The sequence below is a fragment of the Sorangium sp. So ce836 genome (genome assembly GCF_028553905.1).
Taxonomy (GTDB): domain Bacteria; phylum Myxococcota_A; class Polyangia; order Polyangiales; family Polyangiaceae; genus Sorangium; species Sorangium cellulosum_D.
Window position 1 is genome coordinate 6,745,384 of the sequence record NZ_CP102233.1, and the last position, 17,851, is coordinate 6,763,234.

Here is a 17,851-nt window from a genome sequence, read left to right on the forward strand (position 1 = left end):
GCGAGGGTGCGCGCAGCGCCGCCGCGCCGTCCGCGGGCGGCTGTGAACCGTCCGCACAGCGCGATGGCACCCATTCTGCTGCGTGGGACGCGCCATGGACTGCCTCCGCTCCTCCGCGCCCCTCGACGCGGGACTCCCGTCCTCGGAGCGATCCCTCAGGGGACGCCTGCTCGGGGGGCGGTACCTCATCGAGCAGCTGATCGGCGCCGGCGCGATGGGGCGCGTCTACCGCGCGCGGCACCTCGGGCTCGGGCGCGCGTGCGCGGTGAAGATGATCCGCGAGCGCGGCGCCTCGCCGGGCGCGGCGGGCGGAGCGGGCCTCCGCGCCTGCACGACGCGCGCCTGCGCGCCGTCGCGCCGGGAGGATCCGGGCCTCCGCGCCTCGAGCGGCGTGAGCGAGCGGCCCTCGACCGAGTCGCGGCCGCGCTCCGGCGGCGCCCGCGCCGGGGACGCGGTGCTGAGGTTCCACGTCGAGGCGATGGCGGCGAGCCGGCTCGATCACCCGAACATCGTGCGGGTCCTCGACTTCGGCTGCGAGCCGTCGTGCCCCCACGGCGCGCCGTTCACGGGCGCCGACGGGCGCGAGCCGGAGCCGCCGAGCCTCTGGTACCTCGTCACCGAGCACCTCGACGGCGGGGACCTCATCGACCTGCTCAACGCCGCGCCGATCCTGCCCGCGGAGCGCATCGTCGCGATCATGCGCCAGCTGTGCTCCGCGCTGCAGCACGCGCACGACGCGGGCGTCATCCACCGCGACGTCAAGCCCGAGAACATCCGCCTGGTGCCCCGCGTCGACGACGACGGCGCGCCGTTCGAGCAGGTGAAGCTCCTCGACTTCGGGACGGCGAAGCTGCTCCACGACGAGCGCTCCGGCGCGCTCGCGGGCGCGCCGCTGCTCGCCGCGGCCGCCGACGACGGCCGGCTCGTCATCGGGACCCCCGCCTACATGAGCCCGGAGCAGGCAGCAGGGCAGCCCGTGGACGCGCGCAGCGACATCTACGCGTGCGGCGTGCTGCTGTTCGAGATGGCGACGGGGCGGCTCCCGTTCGAGCGCCCGACGCCCGTCGCGCTCGCCGCCGCGCACGTCGACTCCCCGCCGCCCCGGCCGAGCGCCCTCCACCCGGCGATCGATCCGGATCTGGAGGCGCTGATCCTGCAATGCCTGCGCAAGAACCCGGACGATCGCCCGCAGAGCGCGCGCGCCCTGCGCGAGGCGCTCGCGCACGTCGCGCTCCGCAGCGGGCGCTCCGCCGCGGAGGATCGCGCCGCGGCGAGCCTCGCTCGGCCCCCGGCCCCGAGCGCGCGCGCCGAGGCGGCGGCCTCGTCGCGCTGGACGCGCGGTGCGGCCGAGCCCGCCGCGGACGCCGCCGCGGCGCGCTCCGCATGCGCCTCGACGTGGGTCGGGTACCGCTCCCCGTCCTCGCTGCCGGGGAGCGCGCCCCTGGATCTGCCCTGCTCGCCGCCGGATGCGCGGCGCGATCCCTCGTCCGCGTCCACCTGGGTCGGCCACCGCGCCTCGCCCTGCCCGCCGGCGGCGCTCGTCGTGACGGCCGCGGACGCCGCCGCGGCCGGCGCGCCGCCGGCGGACGCGGCGCCTCCCAGCGCCATGGCTCCGCCGCCTGCTCCTGCCTGCGCGCCTCGCAGCCCGGAGCTCGACGCCGCGCTCGCGCCCGTCCTCCTGCTGCGAGCGCGCCTGCCCGGCGGGCTGCGGAGCCAGGCACGGCTGCGCCGGCGGCGTCGCCGGCGGCTCGCTCCGGTCGTGGTCGGCACGGTCGCGGCCACGGTGCTCGGCGGATCGCTGTGCCTGCTCTTCAGCGCTGCCGGCGCCGCGCTCGCCCCGCTCGCCTTGCCCTCGCCGGGGCGCGACGGCGACGCGCCCCCGACCGGCGACGCGCGGCCCACGCCGCTGCGCGCGGACGAGCCGGAGCGCGCCTGTCCGCTGGAGCCGCCGTGAGCGCCCCGGGAGCGGGAGACCGGCCTCGGGGTCGGCGCGCCGCGCGGGTCGCCGATGTACACCGGGTGCCCAGCGCCGCAGGCCCGATGGTGACGCCGTTCACGCTGGCCGCCGAGCCTCCGCTTCAGCCCGGTGCGAACCGAGCTCACCGCGAACGGCACGTCGTCTGCAAACGCTGGCCTCCGCGTTGACGCGGGAAGACGCCCCTCGGCGTCGCCCGGTGTCGAGAGGAGCGAACCATGTCCGTGCTGTTGTGGATCCTGTTTGGGCTCATCGTCGGCGTCATCGCCAAGCTGCTCACCCCCGGGCGCGATCCCGGCGGCTTCGTGGTTACGGCGCTGCTCGGCATCGCGGGCGCCCTGCTCGGCGGCTTCATCGGCCGGGCCCTCGGCCTCTACCCGTCGTACCAGTCGAGCGGGGGCTTCTTCATGTCGATCCTCGGCGCCGTCATCCTCCTCGCCATCTACAACGCGACGCTCGGCCGGAAGGCGACGAGGCCCTGAGCGCTCGCCCCCTCCGCCGGCTCGCGCCAGCGCGGCGAAGCGGGCGGCTCGAGCAGCGCCGCGGCGGGCACCACGCGGGCCGGCACGGCGCGCCGGTCCAGGCGAAAATCGCGCGCGACGTCCGGCGGCAGCGGCCGGATCGCGCCCGCGCCGTAGCAGCGGCGGTAGACGAGATCGCCCGGCCCCGCGCCCTGCCCGCCGAGCTGATGGCTCCACCACCGCGAGTAGACCGTCGGCCGCGCGGGATCGACCGCGAGCAGATCGGCCCGATCGAGCCGCACCTCGCTGTGATCGCCGCGGTCGGCCGCGCCGTGCTCGGCCGTGAGCCGCCCGTCCTCGCCCACGCCGTAGACGATCCTGAACCCCTCGACGTCGCCCTTGCCGTAGGCGACGCGCTGGACTCCCGGGCCGAAGAGCAGCCCGTGCGTGTAGACCATGTCCACGGCGAGCGCGGGCAGCACGGTCCAGGTGAGCCAGTTGTTGCCCCAGGGCCGCTCCTCCGAGAAGAAGGCGTAATAGCCGACCGAGACCGTGCCGCGCTCGCCCGGCGCGCTGCGGTAGAACAGGACGTCGCCGAGCTCCCCCGCGCTCGCGACCGTCGAGCCGACGCAGACGGGCTGCTCCGCGATCGCGGCGTCGATCGCGCTCGGCGCCGCCGGCGCGCCCGGCTCGACGGCGGCCGGGCGCGGCAGCGCGCTCCCGCGCGTGGCGCTCGCGAGGAGGGGTACGAACAATGCGGCGAACGCGAGGGAGCGGCTCAGGGCATTCCGGAGGATCATCAGGGCGCGCTAGGCTAGCGAGCCCGTCGCTGCGCGCGCCACCGCAAAGGGCCGTTCGCGTTCGGCGCATCACGGCGGCGTCGCCGAATGGATGTCTCCCGGAGATCGCGCGAGCTCCGCGCTTTCAAGGTCCTCGAGACGCGGGCGATCCGCGGGCGGCGCTACCGGGGCGCGCCGCGGCTCGCCGGCGCGGCGCCGCCGTCGAGCGCGCCGATCGCCCTGCCCGCGAGCGCGCCGGCGGCGAACGTGACCGCCGCGATCACGAGCCACTGCAGGAGCCGCGCGCGCCGCGGCGGGCGCGCGTCCCTCCAGTGCGGCGTCACCGCGCAGTGCGGCGTCACCGCGTCCCTGCCCTCGCCGCGCTCGATCTCGATCGCCGCCTCCCCCGCGCCCGCGTCGGGGCCGCGCGCCGCGGGCGCCGCCTCGCCGCGATCGTCCCCGGAGCGGCTCGTCAGGGCGCGCCGCGCGCCCGGGCGCCCGCGGATCCCTGCGGATCGCCGGCAGCCCCGCACGAGCAGCGACCGGTGGCGATCGCGCCCGCTCGCGACCTCGCGCACGAGCGCGGCGATCTCCTGGCCGGCGAGGAGCCCGCGCTCGCTCGAGCTCGGCTCGTCGCCACCGCCCGGCGCCCTGCGCACCGAGGCGAGCACCTCGGCGAGCGCCTCTTCCATCTGCGCCGCGGCCTCGAAGCGATCGTCGGGATCGCGCGCGAGCGCGCGCCGCACCGCCTCCTCGAGCAGCGCAGGGCACGCCGGGCGGAGCGGCGCGATCGCCGGCACCTCGCCCGACAGCACCGCGCGCATCGTGGCGCCGTCGTCCTTCCGGTGGAACAGGCGGCGCCCCGTCAAGAGCTCGAACAGGATCACCCCGACCGCGAAGAGATCGGCCCGCGCGTCGATGCTCTGCCCGCGCAGCTGCTCGGGCGCCACGTAGCCGAGCTTGCCCTTCACCGTGGGGGCGTCGCTCGACGGCGCCGCGCCGCCCGCCGAGCCCGGCGAGCCGAGGGGGAAGACCTCGTCCAGGATCCCGCGCATCGCCGTCATCTCCGCGACGCCGAAGTCGATGAGCTTGATCTCGCCCTCGAGCGAGAGGAGCACGTTCTGCGGGCTCACGTCGCGGTGCACGAGCCCGACGAGCTGCCCGCCGTCGTCGCGGAGCGCGTGCGCGTGCCCGAGCGCCCGCAGCACGCCCACGCCGATCTCGAGGGCCGCCTCGATCGGGAACGGCCGCCCCTCGGAGAAGAGGGCGCGCGCGGCCGCCGCCAGATCGCAGCCCGGGACGTACTCGACCACGAGGTGATGGCGCCCCTCGTGAAACACGAAGTCGTGGAACCGGATCACGTTCGGGTGCTGGAGCCGGGCGCTGATCCACGCCTCCCGGAGGAACATCCGCACGATCGACGGATCCCGCCGCGCCTCGGGGCGAAGGCGCTTCACGACGACGGGGTGCGCGATCCCTGCCGGCCCGCGCCGGCACGCGAGGAACAGCTCGGCCATGCCGCCGGCCGAGAGGCGCGCGAGCAGCGCGTAGCCGCCGTCGCCCATGGGCAGGTCCATCTCGCGAGGCCTCCATGGCTGCTCGGGCGCGCCCAGCTCGGCGCGCGCCGGCATGCCGAAGGCGCGGAGCGAGGACGGCCGCCGCGCCATCCACTGCCGGAGTCGCCCAACCCCGGGCACCCCCCGGACCTGCCCGCGCCGCCACATCGCCCCTCCGCTATTCACGCTGCATGCCACGGAGAGGGCCGCGGCACCGTCACCTCCGAGCCACGGGCGCCCCGCGCCGCTGCGTGGATCCCGCCGGATGAGAGCGCATGTCGGCAGCCGCGGGGACCCGAGGCGAGCGCCGCTTCCGGCGGAAAAGCCGAAAATTCGATGACCTCCTGTTCCGCACAGGCGCGCAGAGCGCCGCGCGCGCAGCGCCGGGCCCCGCCCGCGGCGGAACGCGGATCAGGCCGCGGTGGCGGGCGAAGCGCGGACGCGGCGCGCGAGCAGCGCGCGCAGCTCGCGGAAAGAGACGGCGCGCAGGGCGAGGAGGAGGGCCACGTAGACGGCCGCGCCCACCGCGATCGACGCCCACATCCCCGCGAGCGCGCGCGCGGCGTACGCCGCGCTGGTCATCGCCGCCGTCGCGGCGAGGATCGCGGCGATGCGGCCGAGCTCGACGCGCCGGGTCCAGCGCGCGCTCAGGCCCCACGACGCGATCAGCGACCCGGCGCTGACGGCGAGCGTCGCGCACGCGGCGCCCACGGCGCGGTAGCGCGGCAAGAGGAGCAGGTTCAGCGCGACGTCGGCGACGAGCGCCACCGCGAGCAGCTTCACCATCGCGACCTCGCGCTTGGCGGCGAGCAGCGGCAGCGTCACGACCTGGAACGCGAACGTCACGGGGACGCCGCAGGCGAGGATCCGGAGGACGTCCGCCGCCGGCGCGTAGTCGCCCGCCGATCCGTAGACGAGCTGGACGATGTCCGGCGCGAGCAGGAAGACGCCGGCGGCGACCGGCAGCCCGAACAGCGCGGCGACGAGCATGCAGCCGCGGTAGAGGCGGCCGAACGCCTCGCTGTCCTGAGCGTAGAGGCGCATGCCGGCCGCGAAGGCGGCGCCGAGCAGCACGTCGGGCAGCATCCTGAAGTTCTCGCTCAGCACCCAGGCGGCGCTGTAGACGCCCACGGCCTCCTCGTCGCAGAGGGCGCGGAGCATCACGCGATCGGTCTGGAGCAGCGCGCTCGTGAGCGCCCCGAGCGCGCCGATGGGCAGGCTGCGCTTCACGATCTCCCAGAGCTCGGCGGGGGGCGTGGTGAGCTCGGGCCGGTAGAGCCGGGAGCGCAGGTAGTGCGCGGTGATCCCGAGCTCCAGCACGTTGCCGAGCACGAACGCCGCGGCCGCGGCGACGACGCCGAAGCCGAGCGCGAGCAGGGCGGCCGAGAGCGCGATGACGAAAAGCCGCGCGCCGAGCTCCGCGTAGAGGATGTACTGGAAGCGCTCGTGGGCCTCGAACGAGAGCCACATCGTCGAGTAGAGCAGCGTCGCGAGCTGGGACGCCGCGGCGAGCACGACGAGCTGCGCGCCGAGGCCCGAGCGCGTCGCGAGCACGACGGCCACGGTCGCGCCGAGCACCAGCGTCCCGGTCACGCCCCGGATGGTGAGCGCCGCGCCGAGGTGACGCGGCCCGAGCTCCGGCTTCACGGCGATCTCCCGGGCGAGGTACCCCCGCACCCCGATGCCGGCGGCGATCGTGACGATCCCTGCGATCGCGAGCGACGCCTGGAACTCTCCCCAGGCGGCGACGCCCACCTTCCGCGCGAGGTAGCCGACGAACACGACGCCGAGGACGGCCATGATCGCCTGCTTGAGGAGCATCAGCGCCGCGTTCAGCGCGATGCGCCGGCCATCCTGCATGAACACCTCCAGGTGTCCCCCTGGGGTGGGGCACCGGCGTCCACGCAGCGGGAGCAGGCCCGATTCGAGCGTCGTGCGCTCCCAGAGCGCGTCCGTCTCACGCGGCGCGCTCGGCGCTGGAGCGCCCGCGGCGCGCCGCTGCTCCGAGCTCAGCTCGAGGAGCCGTCTCGGGCAGCGCCGTTCGAAGAGGCGCTCATCGGGCCCGAGGCACCAACAGCAGGAGGACCGCCAGCGCAGGAGGGGGCCGGCAATCCTCGGAGCGGGACACGGGATTCGAACCCGCGACCCTCAGCTTGGGAAGCTGATGCTCTACCAACTGAGCTAGTCCCGCTTGAGGTGGAGGAAGCTTCTACCCAATCTCGATCCGCAGAGCAACCCCCTTCATCTCTTTTCCGTCCCCGGATTCCTCCGCCGGTTCCGGCCCCGTGTTCCGGCGGCTTCCGACCGGCGCCGCGCCCGGCGCCTGGCCATCCGACCGGCGCCGCGCCCGGCGCCCGGCCATCCGACCGGCGCCCGGTCAGCGGCGCGCGCGCGCGCGGAGCGCGGGCACGCCGAGCACGTCGCCCGGCAGCGGCGAGCGCCTCCGCACGGCGCTGTTGCAGTCGCTGGTCGCCGCCTCGATCGCGCTCGTGATCTCGTCCGCGCCCGCGTCGGGCGGGATCCAGGGCAGCTGCTGCAGCGTCGGCCTGTCCGGCGGCAGCCACCGCAGGCTCCTCGTCACGAGCACCACCGGGTGGTCGCTGTCCACGAGCTCGCTCGCGAGCCGCGCGCCGCCGAGCGGCGCCGGCGGCAGATCGAGGCAGATCAGGCACGCATCGAACCGCTCGGTCGCCGACGCGAGCAGGGCGTCGTCGATCGACGATGCGTCCACGATCTCGACGTTCGCCAGGGTCGCCTCGATCGCGCGCGCCAGCGCGTCGCAGGTCGCGGCGCGGGCGTCGTGCGCGAGCAGGATCCTGAAGCTGCGCACCGAGCGCGGCCCGGGCCTGCACGCCTCGACGACCTGCAACCTCCCCGAAGCCGGCGTCGCGCGCTCACGAGGTGCACGTCGAACGGTCATGGACTCCCCTTCCTCAGTCACACCAGGGCAACCGTGCCCCAGGCTAACACCCCTTGAGCTCAAACTGACCAACCTTTATATGAGGACGCGCTCTTTCTCGGGCACGCCGCGCTGCGGCTCTCTCGAGCTCGCCGCGTCGCGGCATGCTGGCATCGACTACGGAAACATCTACGAAGGACGGTCATGCATGAGTCGGTTTCTCATCTCCACACCTTGCGAGTGCCAGGCAAGCCTCTCAGCCACCCTGGACGAGCACCGGCACGTCACCGCCGGGTGGGCCACCCGTGCTCCCCGCGGCCGGTCGGCCGGCGGTGAAGCCGACAAGGAGCTCGCTCCGGCGCACAGCATCAATGCCCACCTCGACCGGTTCGACGTGGCGTGGTTGTGCCCGTACTGCGGGCGCAACACGCTCCGCACCTTCTATGCAGGCGCGATGAGGCGGCTGCCCGACGCGCCGCCTGCAGCAGGGCTCGCCCCCTCCGACACGCCCGCGCCCTGAGGCGCCCGCGGCGCCGCGCTCCCCTCGTCCAGCCCACCGAACCGCCGCGCGCCCGAGCCGCCGCGCGCACGCCGCCGCGCCAACGTCGTTCGCCGCCCCCTCACGCAGCCGGCGAACGACGTCGACGCGGCCCCGCTCCCCCTCCCCTCCTCGCTCCCCTCCTCGACGCGCCCGCAGCTCAGCGCCGGGCTGCTGCGCCGCGTCCCTCGCGGAGGTGGAAGCGTACAGACGCGACCGAACCATGGCCCCTCAACCCGCCGCGCGCCGGGGCCATTCCCATCCGCGGACGATCCTCCACGGCGCGCACCGGTGCGCGCGCCGCCCTCCCGCTCAGCTGCCTTTTCCCGGCTGCGAGGTGCCCATCGTCCCGAAGACCCAGTCCCAGAGCGGCGACGACACGCCCCACCGCGCGTGTTCTCCCGTGTGGTGATGGACCATGTGATGCCGCTTGATCCACTTCCCCCAGCGCGAGCTCATGCGGAAGTGGTGAATGGCATAGTGGGTGCCGTCGTACACGAGGTACCCGAGGCCGAAGCCGATGAACAGCGGATCCGCGGGAACAGGGCCGAAGACGGCGCGGAACAGCATGTAAAAGACGGCGCCGAGGGGAATGCTGGCGCCGAGCGGCATCACCAGCCGGTCGGCGTCCTGCGGGAAGTCGTGGTGTACCCCGTGGAGAACGAAGTGCATCCGGCGCTGCCACAGGCGCGGACCGACGTAGTGGAACACGTAGCGGTGGAGGACGTACTCGGCGAACGTCCACAGGAACAGACCGACGAGCACGAGGCCGAGCCCGGACCAGAGGCCGACGCCAAACCCGGCGGCGCGGGCGCCCAGGTAGCCGAGGACGGGGAGCCAGAAGGCGAACGGCGTGATCGGGTGGATGCGCGAAAATCGCTCGATGAGCGGCGTCTCGAACATCTGGCAGGTCGCTGGACGCGCGGTGCGCTCGGTGGTGGTGGCCGTCATCGTGCACCCCTGCTACCTCATTTATCCATTGTCGGCCAGAGGTAGGCCGGCGCCCAGCGGACCGGCGGATGCCGGGAAATGGCCGTGCTCCCCGCCGCGATCGACGCGGGTCAGGGCGCCCCCTCCAGGCGGCGACGCGAGCGCGCCGCGCGCCCGACAGCCGAGCGATGCGCGCCGCGCGCCCGACAGCGCGCGTCGCGCGCGTCAGCCCGCGAAGGAGGCCTCGTAGAGCTGGCGGAGATCGTTCCGCGAGCACGGGCGCGGGTTGCTCGTGTGGCACGCGTCCTGCGCGGCGAGATCGGCCAGCGCGTCGAGCTTGTCGCGCGAGACCCCCGCCTTCTCGAGGCCGGCCGCGAGCCCGATGCGGGCGCGCAGCGCGCGGATGGCGTCGGCGCACGCGGCCGCGTCCTCGGCGGCGCCGAGGAGCGCCGCGACGCGCGCGAGGCGCGGCGCCGCCGCGGCGACGTTGAACTCGACCACCGGCGGGAGGCAGAGGGCGTTGGCCAGGCCGTGGTGCAGCCCGCACTCGCTCGAGAGCGGGTGCGCGAGCGAGTGGCACGCGCCGAGCCCCTTCTGGAACGCGACGGCGCCCATCATCGCCGCCTTCATCATGCCGCCGCGCGCCTCGAGGTCGTCGCCGTGCGTCACCGCGCGCTCCAGGTGCGCGGCGGCGAGGCGGATGCCCTCGAGCGCGATGCCGTCGGCCATCGGGTGATCGCCCTTCGCGACGTACGCCTCGATACAGTGGGTGAGCGCGTCGAAGCCCGTGGCTGCCGTCAGGAACGCCGGCATCGACCGCGTCATCACCGGGTCGAGCAGCGCGGCGTTCGCGAGCAGGTGCGGGGAGAAGATCACCGTCTTGCGGTGGTTCACGTCGAGCGTCACCACGCCCGAGCGGCCGACCTCGCTGCCGGTCCCGGCCGTCGTGGGGATCGCGAGCATCGGCGGGACGTTCGGCGTGATGAAGCGATCGCCGCCGGTGGCGTCGTCGTAGTCGACGAGCGGCCGATCGTGGTTCACGCCGAGGCGGACGAGCTTGCCGACGTCGAGCGGCGAACCGCCCCCGAGCGCCACGACGAGATCGGCGCGCGCGTCGCGGAACGCGGCGACGCCGTCGTGCACGTTCTTCTCGATCGGGTTGCCGAGCACGTCGTCGAAGACGGCCACCTCGAGCCCCTCCTTCCGCAGCGAGGCCGCGACGGGCTCGAGCAGACCCGAGCGGACGACGCCCTTGTCCGTGACGATGAGGGCCCTCGCCGCCCCGAGCCGGCGCGCCTCGGCGCCCGTCTGCTCGACGACGCCGGCGCCGAAGAGGATGCGTGTAGGAAAGCTCCAAACCGTGAACTGGCTCATGATCACACCGCCTCGAAGTAGCGCTTCAGCTCCCAATCCGTGACCGCGCGCTCGTACTGCCGGACCTCCCAGTCGCGCGTCAGGACATAGTGGTCGACGAACCTCTCGCCGAGGATCTCGCGGGCCTTCTGGCTGCCCGCGAGCAGCCGCGTCGCCTCCGCGAGCGAGCGCGGCAGCGCGAGGCGCGACGACTCGGCGCTCGACGCGTCGCCCGAGGCCTGCGGGGGCGGCTCGACGCCGTGCTCGATGCCGTAGAGCCCCGCGCCGAGGCACGCGGCCATGGCGATGTACGGGTTGATGTCCGCGGCGGTCTGGCGGTACTCGACGCGCGCGCCGGGCGTGCCGAGGCCGATGAGGCGGATCGCCGCCGTGCGGTTCTCGACGCCCCAGCTGGCGGTGAGCGGCGCCCAGACGCCGGGCACGTACCGCTTGTACGCGTTGATCGTGGGCGAGTAGAGCGCCGTGAGCTCGGGCATGAGCGCGATCTGGCCGCCGACGTAGTGGCGCAGCGCGGCCGGGAGCCGGTCGGGCGACGACGCGTCGTCGAAGAGGTTCTTGCCGTCCCGCCAGAGGCTCTGGTGCAGGTGGCCGCTCGAGCCGGGCAGGTCCGCGTTCCACTTCGCCATGAACGTGACCGAGAGGCCGTGCTCGTGGGCGATCTGCTTCATGGCGACCTTGAAGAGCGCGGCCTTGTCCGCGGCGCGGAGCGCGTCGTCGTAGCGGATCGCCGCCTCGTACACGCCGGGGCCGGTCTCGGTGTGCAGCCCCTCGATCTCGACGTCGAAGGCGCGCATCTGGTCGAGGATGGCGGCCATGAGCTGCTTGTTCTGACCCTCGCGGACCCACGAGTACCCGAACATGCCGGGGCTCAGCGGCGTGAGGCCGGCGAAGCGCTTGTCGTGGAGCGAGCGCGGCGTCTCCTCGAAGAGGAAGAACTCGAACTCGCACGAGAGCTTCGCCGAGATCCCCATCCGCTCGCCCCTCGCGATGACGCTCCTGAGGAGCGAGCGCGGGCACGCGGGGTGCGGGGCGCCGCGCTCGTCGCGGAAGTCGGCGAGCATCGCGACGGTGTTCGGCTCCCACGGCAGGTCGCGCAGCGTGCTCGGGTCGAGGACCGCGTGCGCGTCCGGGTAGCCGGTGTGCCAGCCGGTGACCTTCGTGTTGTCGTAGAGGACGTCGGCGATGTCCCAGCCGAAGATGACGTCGCAGAAGCCGAAGCCGCTCCCGAGGGCGCTCTTCAGCTTCTCGAGGGAGACGTACTTCCCGCGGAGGAGGCCGTCGATGTCAAAGCCGCCGATCTTGGCGCGGGTGATGCCCCGCGCTTCCAGATCGGAGAGGAGCTTCTCGGAGGTCGAGGCGGTCATGGGCCGCGACGATAGCAGGGGTACGGGGCCGCTGGGCAAGCGCGCGCGCCGGCGTCCGGGCGACGCCCCCGCGCCATCTCCCGGACATGCGGTGGACGCGCGCGCGGCCTGCCCGCGCGCTCGGCCGCTCACTTCACCCGGACGCTCTGGATCGGGTAGCGCTCCGCGAGCGGCACGAGCACGCGCTCGACGAGCTCGCGGACGCGCGCGTAGCGCTGGTGGTTCGTCGCGGCCGGATTGCGCTTCGAGTCGACGACGCCGATGCGGATGTCCAGCGTGCGGGCGTCCTCGACGCCCCCGGTCACGAACGCGTCCGGGTGCACCTTGTCGAGCTCGACGTTGAGCTCCGCGGCGTCCGGGACGGCGCCCGCGAAGGTGACCTCCAGCGCCTCGCCCAGGCCGTTCAGCACGGCGTTGAGGTTCTCCACGGGGAACGGCTGGCGCGCGAGCCACGCGACGACCGCGCGCCGCGCGCCGCGCAGCGCCACGCTGACGGCGAGCGCGACCGCGATCGGCGCGAGCGCGAGGGCGCCGAGCGCGCGCGCCGCCGAGGGGCCCGCGTCGCGGCCGAGCGCCGCGAGGAGCGCGAGCAGGAACACGCCCGAGGCGAGCGCCACGAGCGGCGGATCGGTGAGCACGCCAAAGCGCGAGGTCGACGCGTTCATGATCCGCGTGAAGCGGGCCGACACGCTCTCTTCGGCGCGCCGCTCCGCGGCGCTCCCGTGGGCCTGGTCAGGCATCGCCGGCGTCTCCGAGCATGCGCCAGAAGAACAGGCCGACGCCGAAGAGGAGCAGCACGCCGGCGACCCAGAACGAGCGCACCGGGCCGAAGCTCAGCACCTCTCCCGATCGCTTCATGATGAGGTCGGCGACCGTGACCACGCACGCGAACACGATGCACGCCACGGGCAGCGCGAGCTGCTGGAGGAGGCTCGGCCCGGCGGCGATCGGCTTCGGCTCCGGCGGGCGCGGCCGCGCGTCCGGGGCCGGCGGCCGCGCCGACGGCCGGTACCTCGCCGACGGCAGGTCCGACAGCGGGCGCACCGCGGCCGGCGCCAGCGACGTCGCGCGCGGCGTCGCGCCGAGCGCCACCTCCAGCGGCGGCGAGCTCTCCATCATCCCGCCGCCGCGCGCGTACAGGCCCGGCGGGGCGGTCTCCATCCCGCCGCCGCGCGGCAGCGCGCCCACGGGCGTCGTCTCCGCGAAGCCGGGGCGATCGTCCCTGAGGCCGCGGCCTCGCGCGCTCCCGGGCACGACGTCGGCGGCGAGCGCGCCCACACCTCGGCCGCGCGCGCTCTGCGGCGCCTCGGGCAGATCCATCTCGAGCCCGGCCGAGTCCGAGGGCGGCGCCGGGCTCATGCTGCTCGCGGGCCCGTCCCGGCGGCCGCCGCGGGGCGAGCGCATCGAGGCGGGGGCCACGTCGAGATCGATCTCGAGCGACCCTGTGTCCCTGGGCGTGTCGAGCCAGACGTGCCCGGCGCGCTTGACCTGCGGGGCGGCGCGCATCGACGACGAGGGCGGCGGCGGGGTCGAGTACGCGTCCTCGAGCGCGGCGGCGCGCCCGAAGGTGGGCGCGAGCCCCATGGCCGCCTCCAGCTCGGTCCAGAAGGTCTCGATGTCCCTCGTGCGGTCGCGCGGGCTCACGGCGAGCGCGCGCTCGAACACCGCGTCGACCTCCGGCGGGATGTTCGCGCCCTCGGTCCGGGGCGTGGGCCGGCGCTTCACGTCGAGCGCGGTGCCCATCATGGCCTGCGCCTCGCCATCGATCACCTGCCGCCCGACGAGCGCCTCCGCCATGGTGAGCGCTAGACCCCAGACGTCGGTCCAGGTTCCCGTCTGCCCGAACCGCTTCGGCGCCCACTGCTCCGGCGCGCCGTACGCCGGGGAGAAGGCGTTGAGCGGGTCGCCGTTCGTGACCCGGCCGACGGCCTGCTCGGCCAGCGTCTTCGCTTGGGCGATGCCGTAGTCGAGGATCTTGAGGCGCTCGGTCCCCTCCTGGGTCGTGATGAAGATGTTCTCGGGCTTGAGGTCGCGGTGGATGATCGACACCGTGCCGCTCGGGCTCGGGAAGCGGTGCGCGCGCGAGATCGCCTGCGCGATGGGGCGCATCATCTTCATCAGCCGGTGGAGCGGGATCGGCGGCTCCCCCTTGAGCCTGCGCCGATCGATGACCTTGTCGAGCGACTCGCCCTCCAGCCACTCGAGGGCGAGGAAGGGGACGAACTCCCCGCGCTTGAGGTGCAGCACGTCGACGTGGAGCGGGCGGACGACCTCCGGGATGGAGGCGGAGAGCCGGAAGAGCAGCTGGGCTTCCTCGCGGAACTTCTCGAGGAAGAGCTGGCGCTCGCGCGGGGTCTTCGCCTCGGAGACCTTCAGGCATTTCAGGGCGACGGGCGCGCGAAAACCGCCATGAATCGCGCGGTACACCACGCCGAATCCCCCCTCCGCGACCACCTGCTCGACGTGGAAATTACCCGCCTGCGTGGTCCCGACGATGCCGAAGACGTCGTCCGCCATGCTCCCCTGAGCCATAGCGCACGGCGCCGCTGGACCGAAGGGCGAAACCGAATTTCGCTGTTCGATTGTGCCGATGCCGCAGCGGGACATCGGGATGCGCCGGGGTGGCCAGATGGGCGCGGGGGACGGAGAAGGGAGCGCGACCGGCTGTTCCGCGTGTTCCGCGTGACGGCTGGCGTCACCGCGGGCGCGGCCGGGGGCGCTGGGTCAGCTCCGGAGGTGCGAGGAGGCGTCGCGGTGGGCCTTGTCCTCTTCCTGGAGGATGGAGAAGACGAGCCCGGCGCCGACGATCGGCAGCAGCCAGACGAGCTGCGCTTGCCAGACCTTCTGCTTGGTCTCGTAGACGCGGCTTCGGAAGACGCGCACGGTGACGTAAATCTGGAAAGCGAGGAGCGCCGCGATCGCGGCGCCGACGAGGATATCGAAGGGCGTCATGGGTGGACCGCGGACCAGCCTAGCCATGAAGCGCCCCCCCGCAACCCGGCGGCGTCCACGGACGCGATTTCGTCCCCGGCGGGCACGATGCCGACGCAGGTCGCGGGCGCGGATGGGTCTGACGGGTGGCCGTGGGCCCGCCGGGGGCCGCCGTCGGTGAGGTCGAGAGGATTCTCGGCGTCCTGGTCTCGAGGAGGAGCGCACCGGCGGCGCCCGCTCGCCTGATCTCCGGGCAGGCCGCCCGGCCACCCGGGTTGCGGGACGCGTGGTGCGCGAGCGCCGGGAGGCAGCAGGCGGGCGCAGACCTCGTCGTCGAACTGTCAGGATCGCCGGCCGGCGGCGACGCGAAGTAAGGCATCTTACTCGGATCGCCGCCTGGTGGCACCTCAAAGTAAGACATCTTACTCGAATCGCCCCCCGGAGGCGTTTCGCTGCATTCCAACTCGCGCCGAGCGCCTCCCGGTGGCACCTTCGAGTAAGGCATCTTACTCGAATTGCCACCCGGGGGCGCTTCGCCGCATTCCAACTCGCGCCGAGCGCCTCCCGGTGGCACCTTCGAGTAAGATAACTTACGTCGACACGCTGCCAAGGGCCGCCTGCCGCATTCCAACTCGCGCCGAGCGCCTCCCGGAGGCACTTGGGAGAAGGCAGACTACGTCGCTCGGGCGCGGCTCGCCCCATTCCAGCTCGTGCCGAACGGCGATGGCTCGCTTCCTGGCACAGTCTCGATACGTCATGGCCCTTGTGCTCGAGCGGGGTCGCAGGTTGAAGGCGAGCACGCGGGCTCCGCGTATATGCCGTCACGACCGGAGAATGGACTTCGACGCTCGATGGCCCATTCTTCTGGAATGCAAGCACTGAAGCTCCAGGTCGTCGTGGACGACATCATCTTCAGCGCCCTGCCCGCCCTCTCGCCGTTCCGTGGGCAGCGAATCGAGCTCATCGCGCTTGGCGGAGCGCAGCCGCGGGCCGAGCTCGCGCCGGTCGCAGGTGGGTTGCTCGGGCAGATCGAGATGAAAGACGATTTCGACGCTTCGCTCCCTGCCGACATCAGGCGCGCGTTCGACGGAGACGAGGCTTGAAGTGGCAGCTCGACACGCACGTCGCGATCTGGCTCGCTCCTTGGCGGTTCGAATTTCTGCTCTTTCGAGCGGTTTCAACCCGCTTGTCGCTCCAGGACCCGAACGGATTGCAAGCGTCAGGGGCAAGGAATGCGGGAAAGAGAGAAACCGCAAGGGCGCAAGGGGCGCAAGGAACCAGAGACAAGATCATTGTATTTGTCTTCCCCTTGCGCCCCTTGCGCCCTTGCGGTTTCTCTTCCCTTCTGTTGATTTCTTCGGGACTCCAACGTGATCGGTGGTCTAGGCCTGCGCGTCGACGCGAACGATGATCGGTCGGGTCAACGAGCGCCCAGTCGCGCGAGCCCCCGCGCCCGAACCGCGTCCCATGCATCCCCCCCGCTCTCGCCGTCGCGCACCGCCTGCTCCCTGCGCTCGAGCTCCTCGATCCACGCGGCGCTCCAGGCGTCGTCGTGCGGCTCCTCGACGCTGGCGAGCAGCTCGGACGCGAGCCTGAGGCGCTCCCCTTCGGGAAGCGACAGCGCGGCAGCGAGGATATCCTGGGTCGGAGGAGCCATGGCCGTGTCCAGCGTAGCTCGGCCTGCACCCCGATCGACCCGTCGAGCCACGCCGGGCTAGATCAGCACGGCAGCGGTACTACAGTGCGCCCGTGCCTCGACCTCGACCTGGCCCCCGCGCCCGGCGCACCTCGACGCCGGCCCCTCCTGGCCCCCGGCGCCTCCGCGCCGCGCTCGTCGCCGCGCTCGCCGGCGCCGCGGCGTGGCTCGCGGCGGCGTGCTCGGCGTGCTCCACGCCTTCCTCGAGCGTCGACGGCGGCGACCTGCTCGGCGTCTTCGAGCGGGACGCCGGCGCGGCCGCGGCCGACGGCGGGCAGCCGACGGCGGCGCGACAGGACGCCGGCGCCCGCGCGACCGGCCCGGCGAACGCGGCCGCGACGCCGCAGAAGCCGCCCGCGGCGAGGCCGCCCAGCGAAGGGAGCTGCGTCGCCGAGCAGGGACGCCCGGGGCGAGAGCTCCGCAAGACCCTCGGCAGGCCGCCCTGCCGCGGCGCCCAGGTGCTGGAGACGCGCGACGCCGAAGGATCGCCCCGCTACGCCTGCGTGATCGCGCCGAGCGGCGTGGAGACGCGCGCGCCGCTGCCGCTCATCGTCTTCTTCCACGCCGACGGCGACAACCCGACGAGCGTCGACAAGGAGACCGGCCTCCGCAAGCTCGGCGCCACGTGGAACCTGACCGGCGACCCCGCCCACGCGGGCTTCATCGTGCTCGCCCCCCAGGGCCGCGCCTTCAAGACGCCGAGCCAGGCCGAGCGCGTGCGCGGCACCAAGATGTACACGCCTATCGCGCCGTTCGACGTCGAGTTCACCGGCGAGGAGAACGTCGACGTCGCGACCGTCGACGCCTTCGTCGACCAGCTGCTCGAGAAGAAGCTCGTGGACCGGCGGCGCATCTACGCGCTCGGCGCCTCCTACGGCGGCCACATGGCGGCGACGTACGCCATGATGCGCGCGGACCGCGTCGCGGCGTTCGCCACCTTCGGCAGCGACGCGCCGCCCGCCGAGTGGGCGTGCCCCGGGCCGCCGCCGCCCGCGATGGCGATCTACCGCGCGTGCGACGACATGTTCTCGTGCGAGTCGGTCGAAAGATGGCTGCGCGCGCGCGACGCGGCCTCCGCGGAGACCGCGTTCCTCCGCCTCGACGAGGCCGGCAGGGACGAGCCCCATTGCGCGCTCAGGAACCGCTGCTCCGCCAAGAAGGGCGCCATCAACCACGCGCGCTGGCCGAAATCGCGCGAGGCCGATCTGCTCCGCTTCTTCGCGGGCCACGTCCTGGCGATCGGCGCGGACACCCCGACCGCCGAGACCACCGCCCCGCGCCCCGCGACACAGACGGGCGCCGCCGGACGCTGACCGGCGGACGCGAACGCGCGCTGGCCGGCGCACCC

Annotated in this window: 16 protein-coding genes and 1 tRNA gene; 5 read left to right on the top strand and 12 right to left on the bottom strand. The window is 73.8% G+C overall.

The genetic code is table 11. From position 1 onward, the window contains the following. Window positions 1-94: 94 nt before the first annotated feature. A complete protein-coding gene (locus NQZ70_RS24505) occupies window positions 95-1,954 on the top strand; it encodes a serine/threonine-protein kinase (RefSeq protein ID WP_129576355.1) in 1,860 nt (619 codons plus the stop codon). A 239-nt stretch (window positions 1,955-2,193) separates the two neighbouring features. Beyond that, window positions 2,194-2,457 carry a GlsB/YeaQ/YmgE family stress response membrane protein gene (locus tag NQZ70_RS24510; RefSeq protein ID WP_129576356.1) on the top strand — a complete coding sequence of 88 codons (264 nt, stop codon included), beginning with the start codon at window positions 2,194-2,196 and terminating at the stop codon, window positions 2,455-2,457. Here the strand turns inward: NQZ70_RS24510 and NQZ70_RS24515 are convergent. From NQZ70_RS24515 to NQZ70_RS24535, 5 genes are all read right to left on the bottom strand, one after another. Further along, window positions 2,418-3,236, bottom strand: coding sequence for a hypothetical protein (locus tag NQZ70_RS24515; protein ID WP_165374136.1), 819 nt, complete (start codon window positions 3,234-3,236; stop codon window positions 2,418-2,420). The genes NQZ70_RS24510 and NQZ70_RS24515 overlap by 40 nt on opposite strands. Window positions 3,237-3,397: 161 nt before the next feature. Further along, on the bottom strand, window positions 3,398-4,792 hold the full coding sequence (locus tag NQZ70_RS24520; RefSeq protein ID WP_165374137.1) for a serine/threonine-protein kinase: 1,395 nt from the start codon (window positions 4,790-4,792) through the stop codon (window positions 3,398-3,400). Window positions 4,793-5,182: 390 nt separating this feature from the next. Next, entirely contained in the window at window positions 5,183-6,631 is a 1,449-nt protein-coding gene (locus NQZ70_RS24525; RefSeq protein WP_129576358.1) for a flippase, read from the bottom strand. Window positions 6,632-6,889: 258 nt separating this feature from the next. Then, window positions 6,890-6,962, bottom strand: a tRNA-Gly gene (locus NQZ70_RS24530). A gap of 186 nt (window positions 6,963-7,148) precedes the next feature. Next, window positions 7,149-7,691, bottom strand: a complete 543-nt coding sequence (locus NQZ70_RS24535) for a hypothetical protein (RefSeq protein ID WP_129576359.1) — start codon at window positions 7,689-7,691, stop codon at window positions 7,149-7,151. 187 nt (window positions 7,692-7,878) lie between these two features. On the opposite strand from NQZ70_RS24535, the gene NQZ70_RS24540 reads away from it, so the two are divergent. Continuing rightward, window positions 7,879-8,190 carry a hypothetical protein gene (locus tag NQZ70_RS24540; RefSeq protein WP_129576360.1) on the top strand — a complete coding sequence of 104 codons (312 nt, stop codon included), beginning with the start codon at window positions 7,879-7,881 and terminating at the stop codon, window positions 8,188-8,190. Window positions 8,191-8,520: 330 nt separating this feature from the next. Here NQZ70_RS24540 and NQZ70_RS24545 read toward each other — a convergent pair whose 3' ends face one another. The 6 genes from NQZ70_RS24545 to NQZ70_RS24570 all read right to left on the bottom strand — a co-directional run bounded on the left by NQZ70_RS24545 (window position 8,521) and on the right by NQZ70_RS24570 (window position 14,828). Beyond that, entirely contained in the window at window positions 8,521-9,159 is a 639-nt protein-coding gene (locus tag NQZ70_RS24545) for a sterol desaturase family protein (RefSeq protein ID WP_129576361.1), read from the bottom strand. Between the two features lie 204 nt (window positions 9,160-9,363). Then, window positions 9,364-10,518 carry an iron-containing alcohol dehydrogenase gene (locus NQZ70_RS24550; protein ID WP_207217936.1) on the bottom strand — a complete coding sequence of 385 codons (1,155 nt, stop codon included), beginning with the start codon at window positions 10,516-10,518 and terminating at the stop codon, window positions 9,364-9,366. Continuing rightward, the gene (locus NQZ70_RS24555) at window positions 10,515-11,876 is read right to left on the bottom strand and encodes a glutamine synthetase family protein (RefSeq protein WP_129576363.1); all 1,362 of its coding nucleotides are present in this window, start codon (window positions 11,874-11,876) and stop codon (window positions 10,515-10,517) included. The genes NQZ70_RS24550 and NQZ70_RS24555 overlap by 4 nt, the downstream gene beginning before the upstream one ends. A gap of 128 nt (window positions 11,877-12,004) precedes the next feature. After that, entirely contained in the window at window positions 12,005-12,616 is a 612-nt protein-coding gene (locus NQZ70_RS24560; protein WP_129576364.1) for a hypothetical protein, read from the bottom strand. Next, window positions 12,609-14,393: a serine/threonine-protein kinase gene (locus NQZ70_RS24565; RefSeq protein ID WP_129576365.1), complete on the bottom strand. Its 1,785-nt coding sequence runs from the start codon at window positions 14,391-14,393 to the stop codon at window positions 12,609-12,611. The genes NQZ70_RS24560 and NQZ70_RS24565 overlap by 8 nt, the downstream gene beginning before the upstream one ends. Window positions 14,394-14,600: 207 nt before the next feature. Next, window positions 14,601-14,828, bottom strand: coding sequence for a hypothetical protein (locus tag NQZ70_RS24570; protein WP_129576366.1), 228 nt, complete (start codon window positions 14,826-14,828; stop codon window positions 14,601-14,603). Window positions 14,829-15,676: 848 nt separating this feature from the next. On the opposite strand from NQZ70_RS24570, the gene NQZ70_RS24575 reads away from it, so the two are divergent. After that, window positions 15,677-15,910, top strand: a complete 234-nt coding sequence (locus tag NQZ70_RS24575; RefSeq protein WP_129576367.1) for a hypothetical protein — start codon at window positions 15,677-15,679, stop codon at window positions 15,908-15,910. A gap of 317 nt (window positions 15,911-16,227) precedes the next feature. Here the strand turns inward: NQZ70_RS24575 and NQZ70_RS24580 are convergent, their stop codons facing one another. Then, the gene (locus tag NQZ70_RS24580) at window positions 16,228-16,464 is read right to left on the bottom strand and encodes an addiction module protein (protein ID WP_129576368.1); all 237 of its coding nucleotides are present in this window, start codon (window positions 16,462-16,464) and stop codon (window positions 16,228-16,230) included. 92 nt (window positions 16,465-16,556) lie between these two features. Between NQZ70_RS24580 and NQZ70_RS24585 the strand changes: the two genes are divergently transcribed. Further along, complete coding sequence (locus NQZ70_RS24585) at window positions 16,557-17,816, top strand: prolyl oligopeptidase family serine peptidase (RefSeq protein ID WP_165374139.1); 1,260 nt, start codon at window positions 16,557-16,559, stop codon at window positions 17,814-17,816. Window positions 17,817-17,851: the final 35 nt, after the last annotated feature.

Bases quoted from the DNA above. Each gene is read 5' to 3' on its own strand.
- NQZ70_RS24505 (WP_129576355.1), top strand. From the start codon at position 95: ATGGACTGCCTCCGCTCCTCCGCGCCCCTCGACGCGGGACTCCCGTCC.
- NQZ70_RS24510 (WP_129576356.1), top strand. From the start codon at position 2,194: ATGTCCGTGCTGTTGTGGATCCTGTTTGGGCTCATCGTCGGCGTCATC.
- NQZ70_RS24515 (WP_165374136.1), bottom strand. From the start codon at position 3,236: ATGATCCTCCGGAATGCCCTGAGCCGCTCCCTCGCGTTCGCCGCATTG.
- NQZ70_RS24520 (WP_165374137.1), bottom strand. From the start codon at position 4,792: ATGGACCTGCCCATGGGCGACGGCGGCTACGCGCTGCTCGCGCGCCTC.
- NQZ70_RS24525 (WP_129576358.1), bottom strand. From the start codon at position 6,631: ATGCAGGATGGCCGGCGCATCGCGCTGAACGCGGCGCTGATGCTCCTC.
- NQZ70_RS24535 (WP_129576359.1), bottom strand. From the start codon at position 7,691: ATGACCGTTCGACGTGCACCTCGTGAGCGCGCGACGCCGGCTTCGGGG.
- NQZ70_RS24540 (WP_129576360.1), top strand. From the start codon at position 7,879: ATGAGTCGGTTTCTCATCTCCACACCTTGCGAGTGCCAGGCAAGCCTC.
- NQZ70_RS24545 (WP_129576361.1), bottom strand. From the start codon at position 9,159: ATGACGGCCACCACCACCGAGCGCACCGCGCGTCCAGCGACCTGCCAG.
- NQZ70_RS24555 (WP_129576363.1), bottom strand. From the start codon at position 11,876: ATGACCGCCTCGACCTCCGAGAAGCTCCTCTCCGATCTGGAAGCGCGG.
- NQZ70_RS24560 (WP_129576364.1), bottom strand. From the start codon at position 12,616: ATGCCTGACCAGGCCCACGGGAGCGCCGCGGAGCGGCGCGCCGAAGAG.
- NQZ70_RS24565 (WP_129576365.1), bottom strand. From the start codon at position 14,393: ATGGCGGACGACGTCTTCGGCATCGTCGGGACCACGCAGGCGGGTAAT.
- NQZ70_RS24570 (WP_129576366.1), bottom strand. From the start codon at position 14,828: ATGACGCCCTTCGATATCCTCGTCGGCGCCGCGATCGCGGCGCTCCTC.
- NQZ70_RS24575 (WP_129576367.1), top strand. From the start codon at position 15,677: ATGCAAGCACTGAAGCTCCAGGTCGTCGTGGACGACATCATCTTCAGC.
- NQZ70_RS24580 (WP_129576368.1), bottom strand. From the start codon at position 16,464: ATGGCTCCTCCGACCCAGGATATCCTCGCTGCCGCGCTGTCGCTTCCC.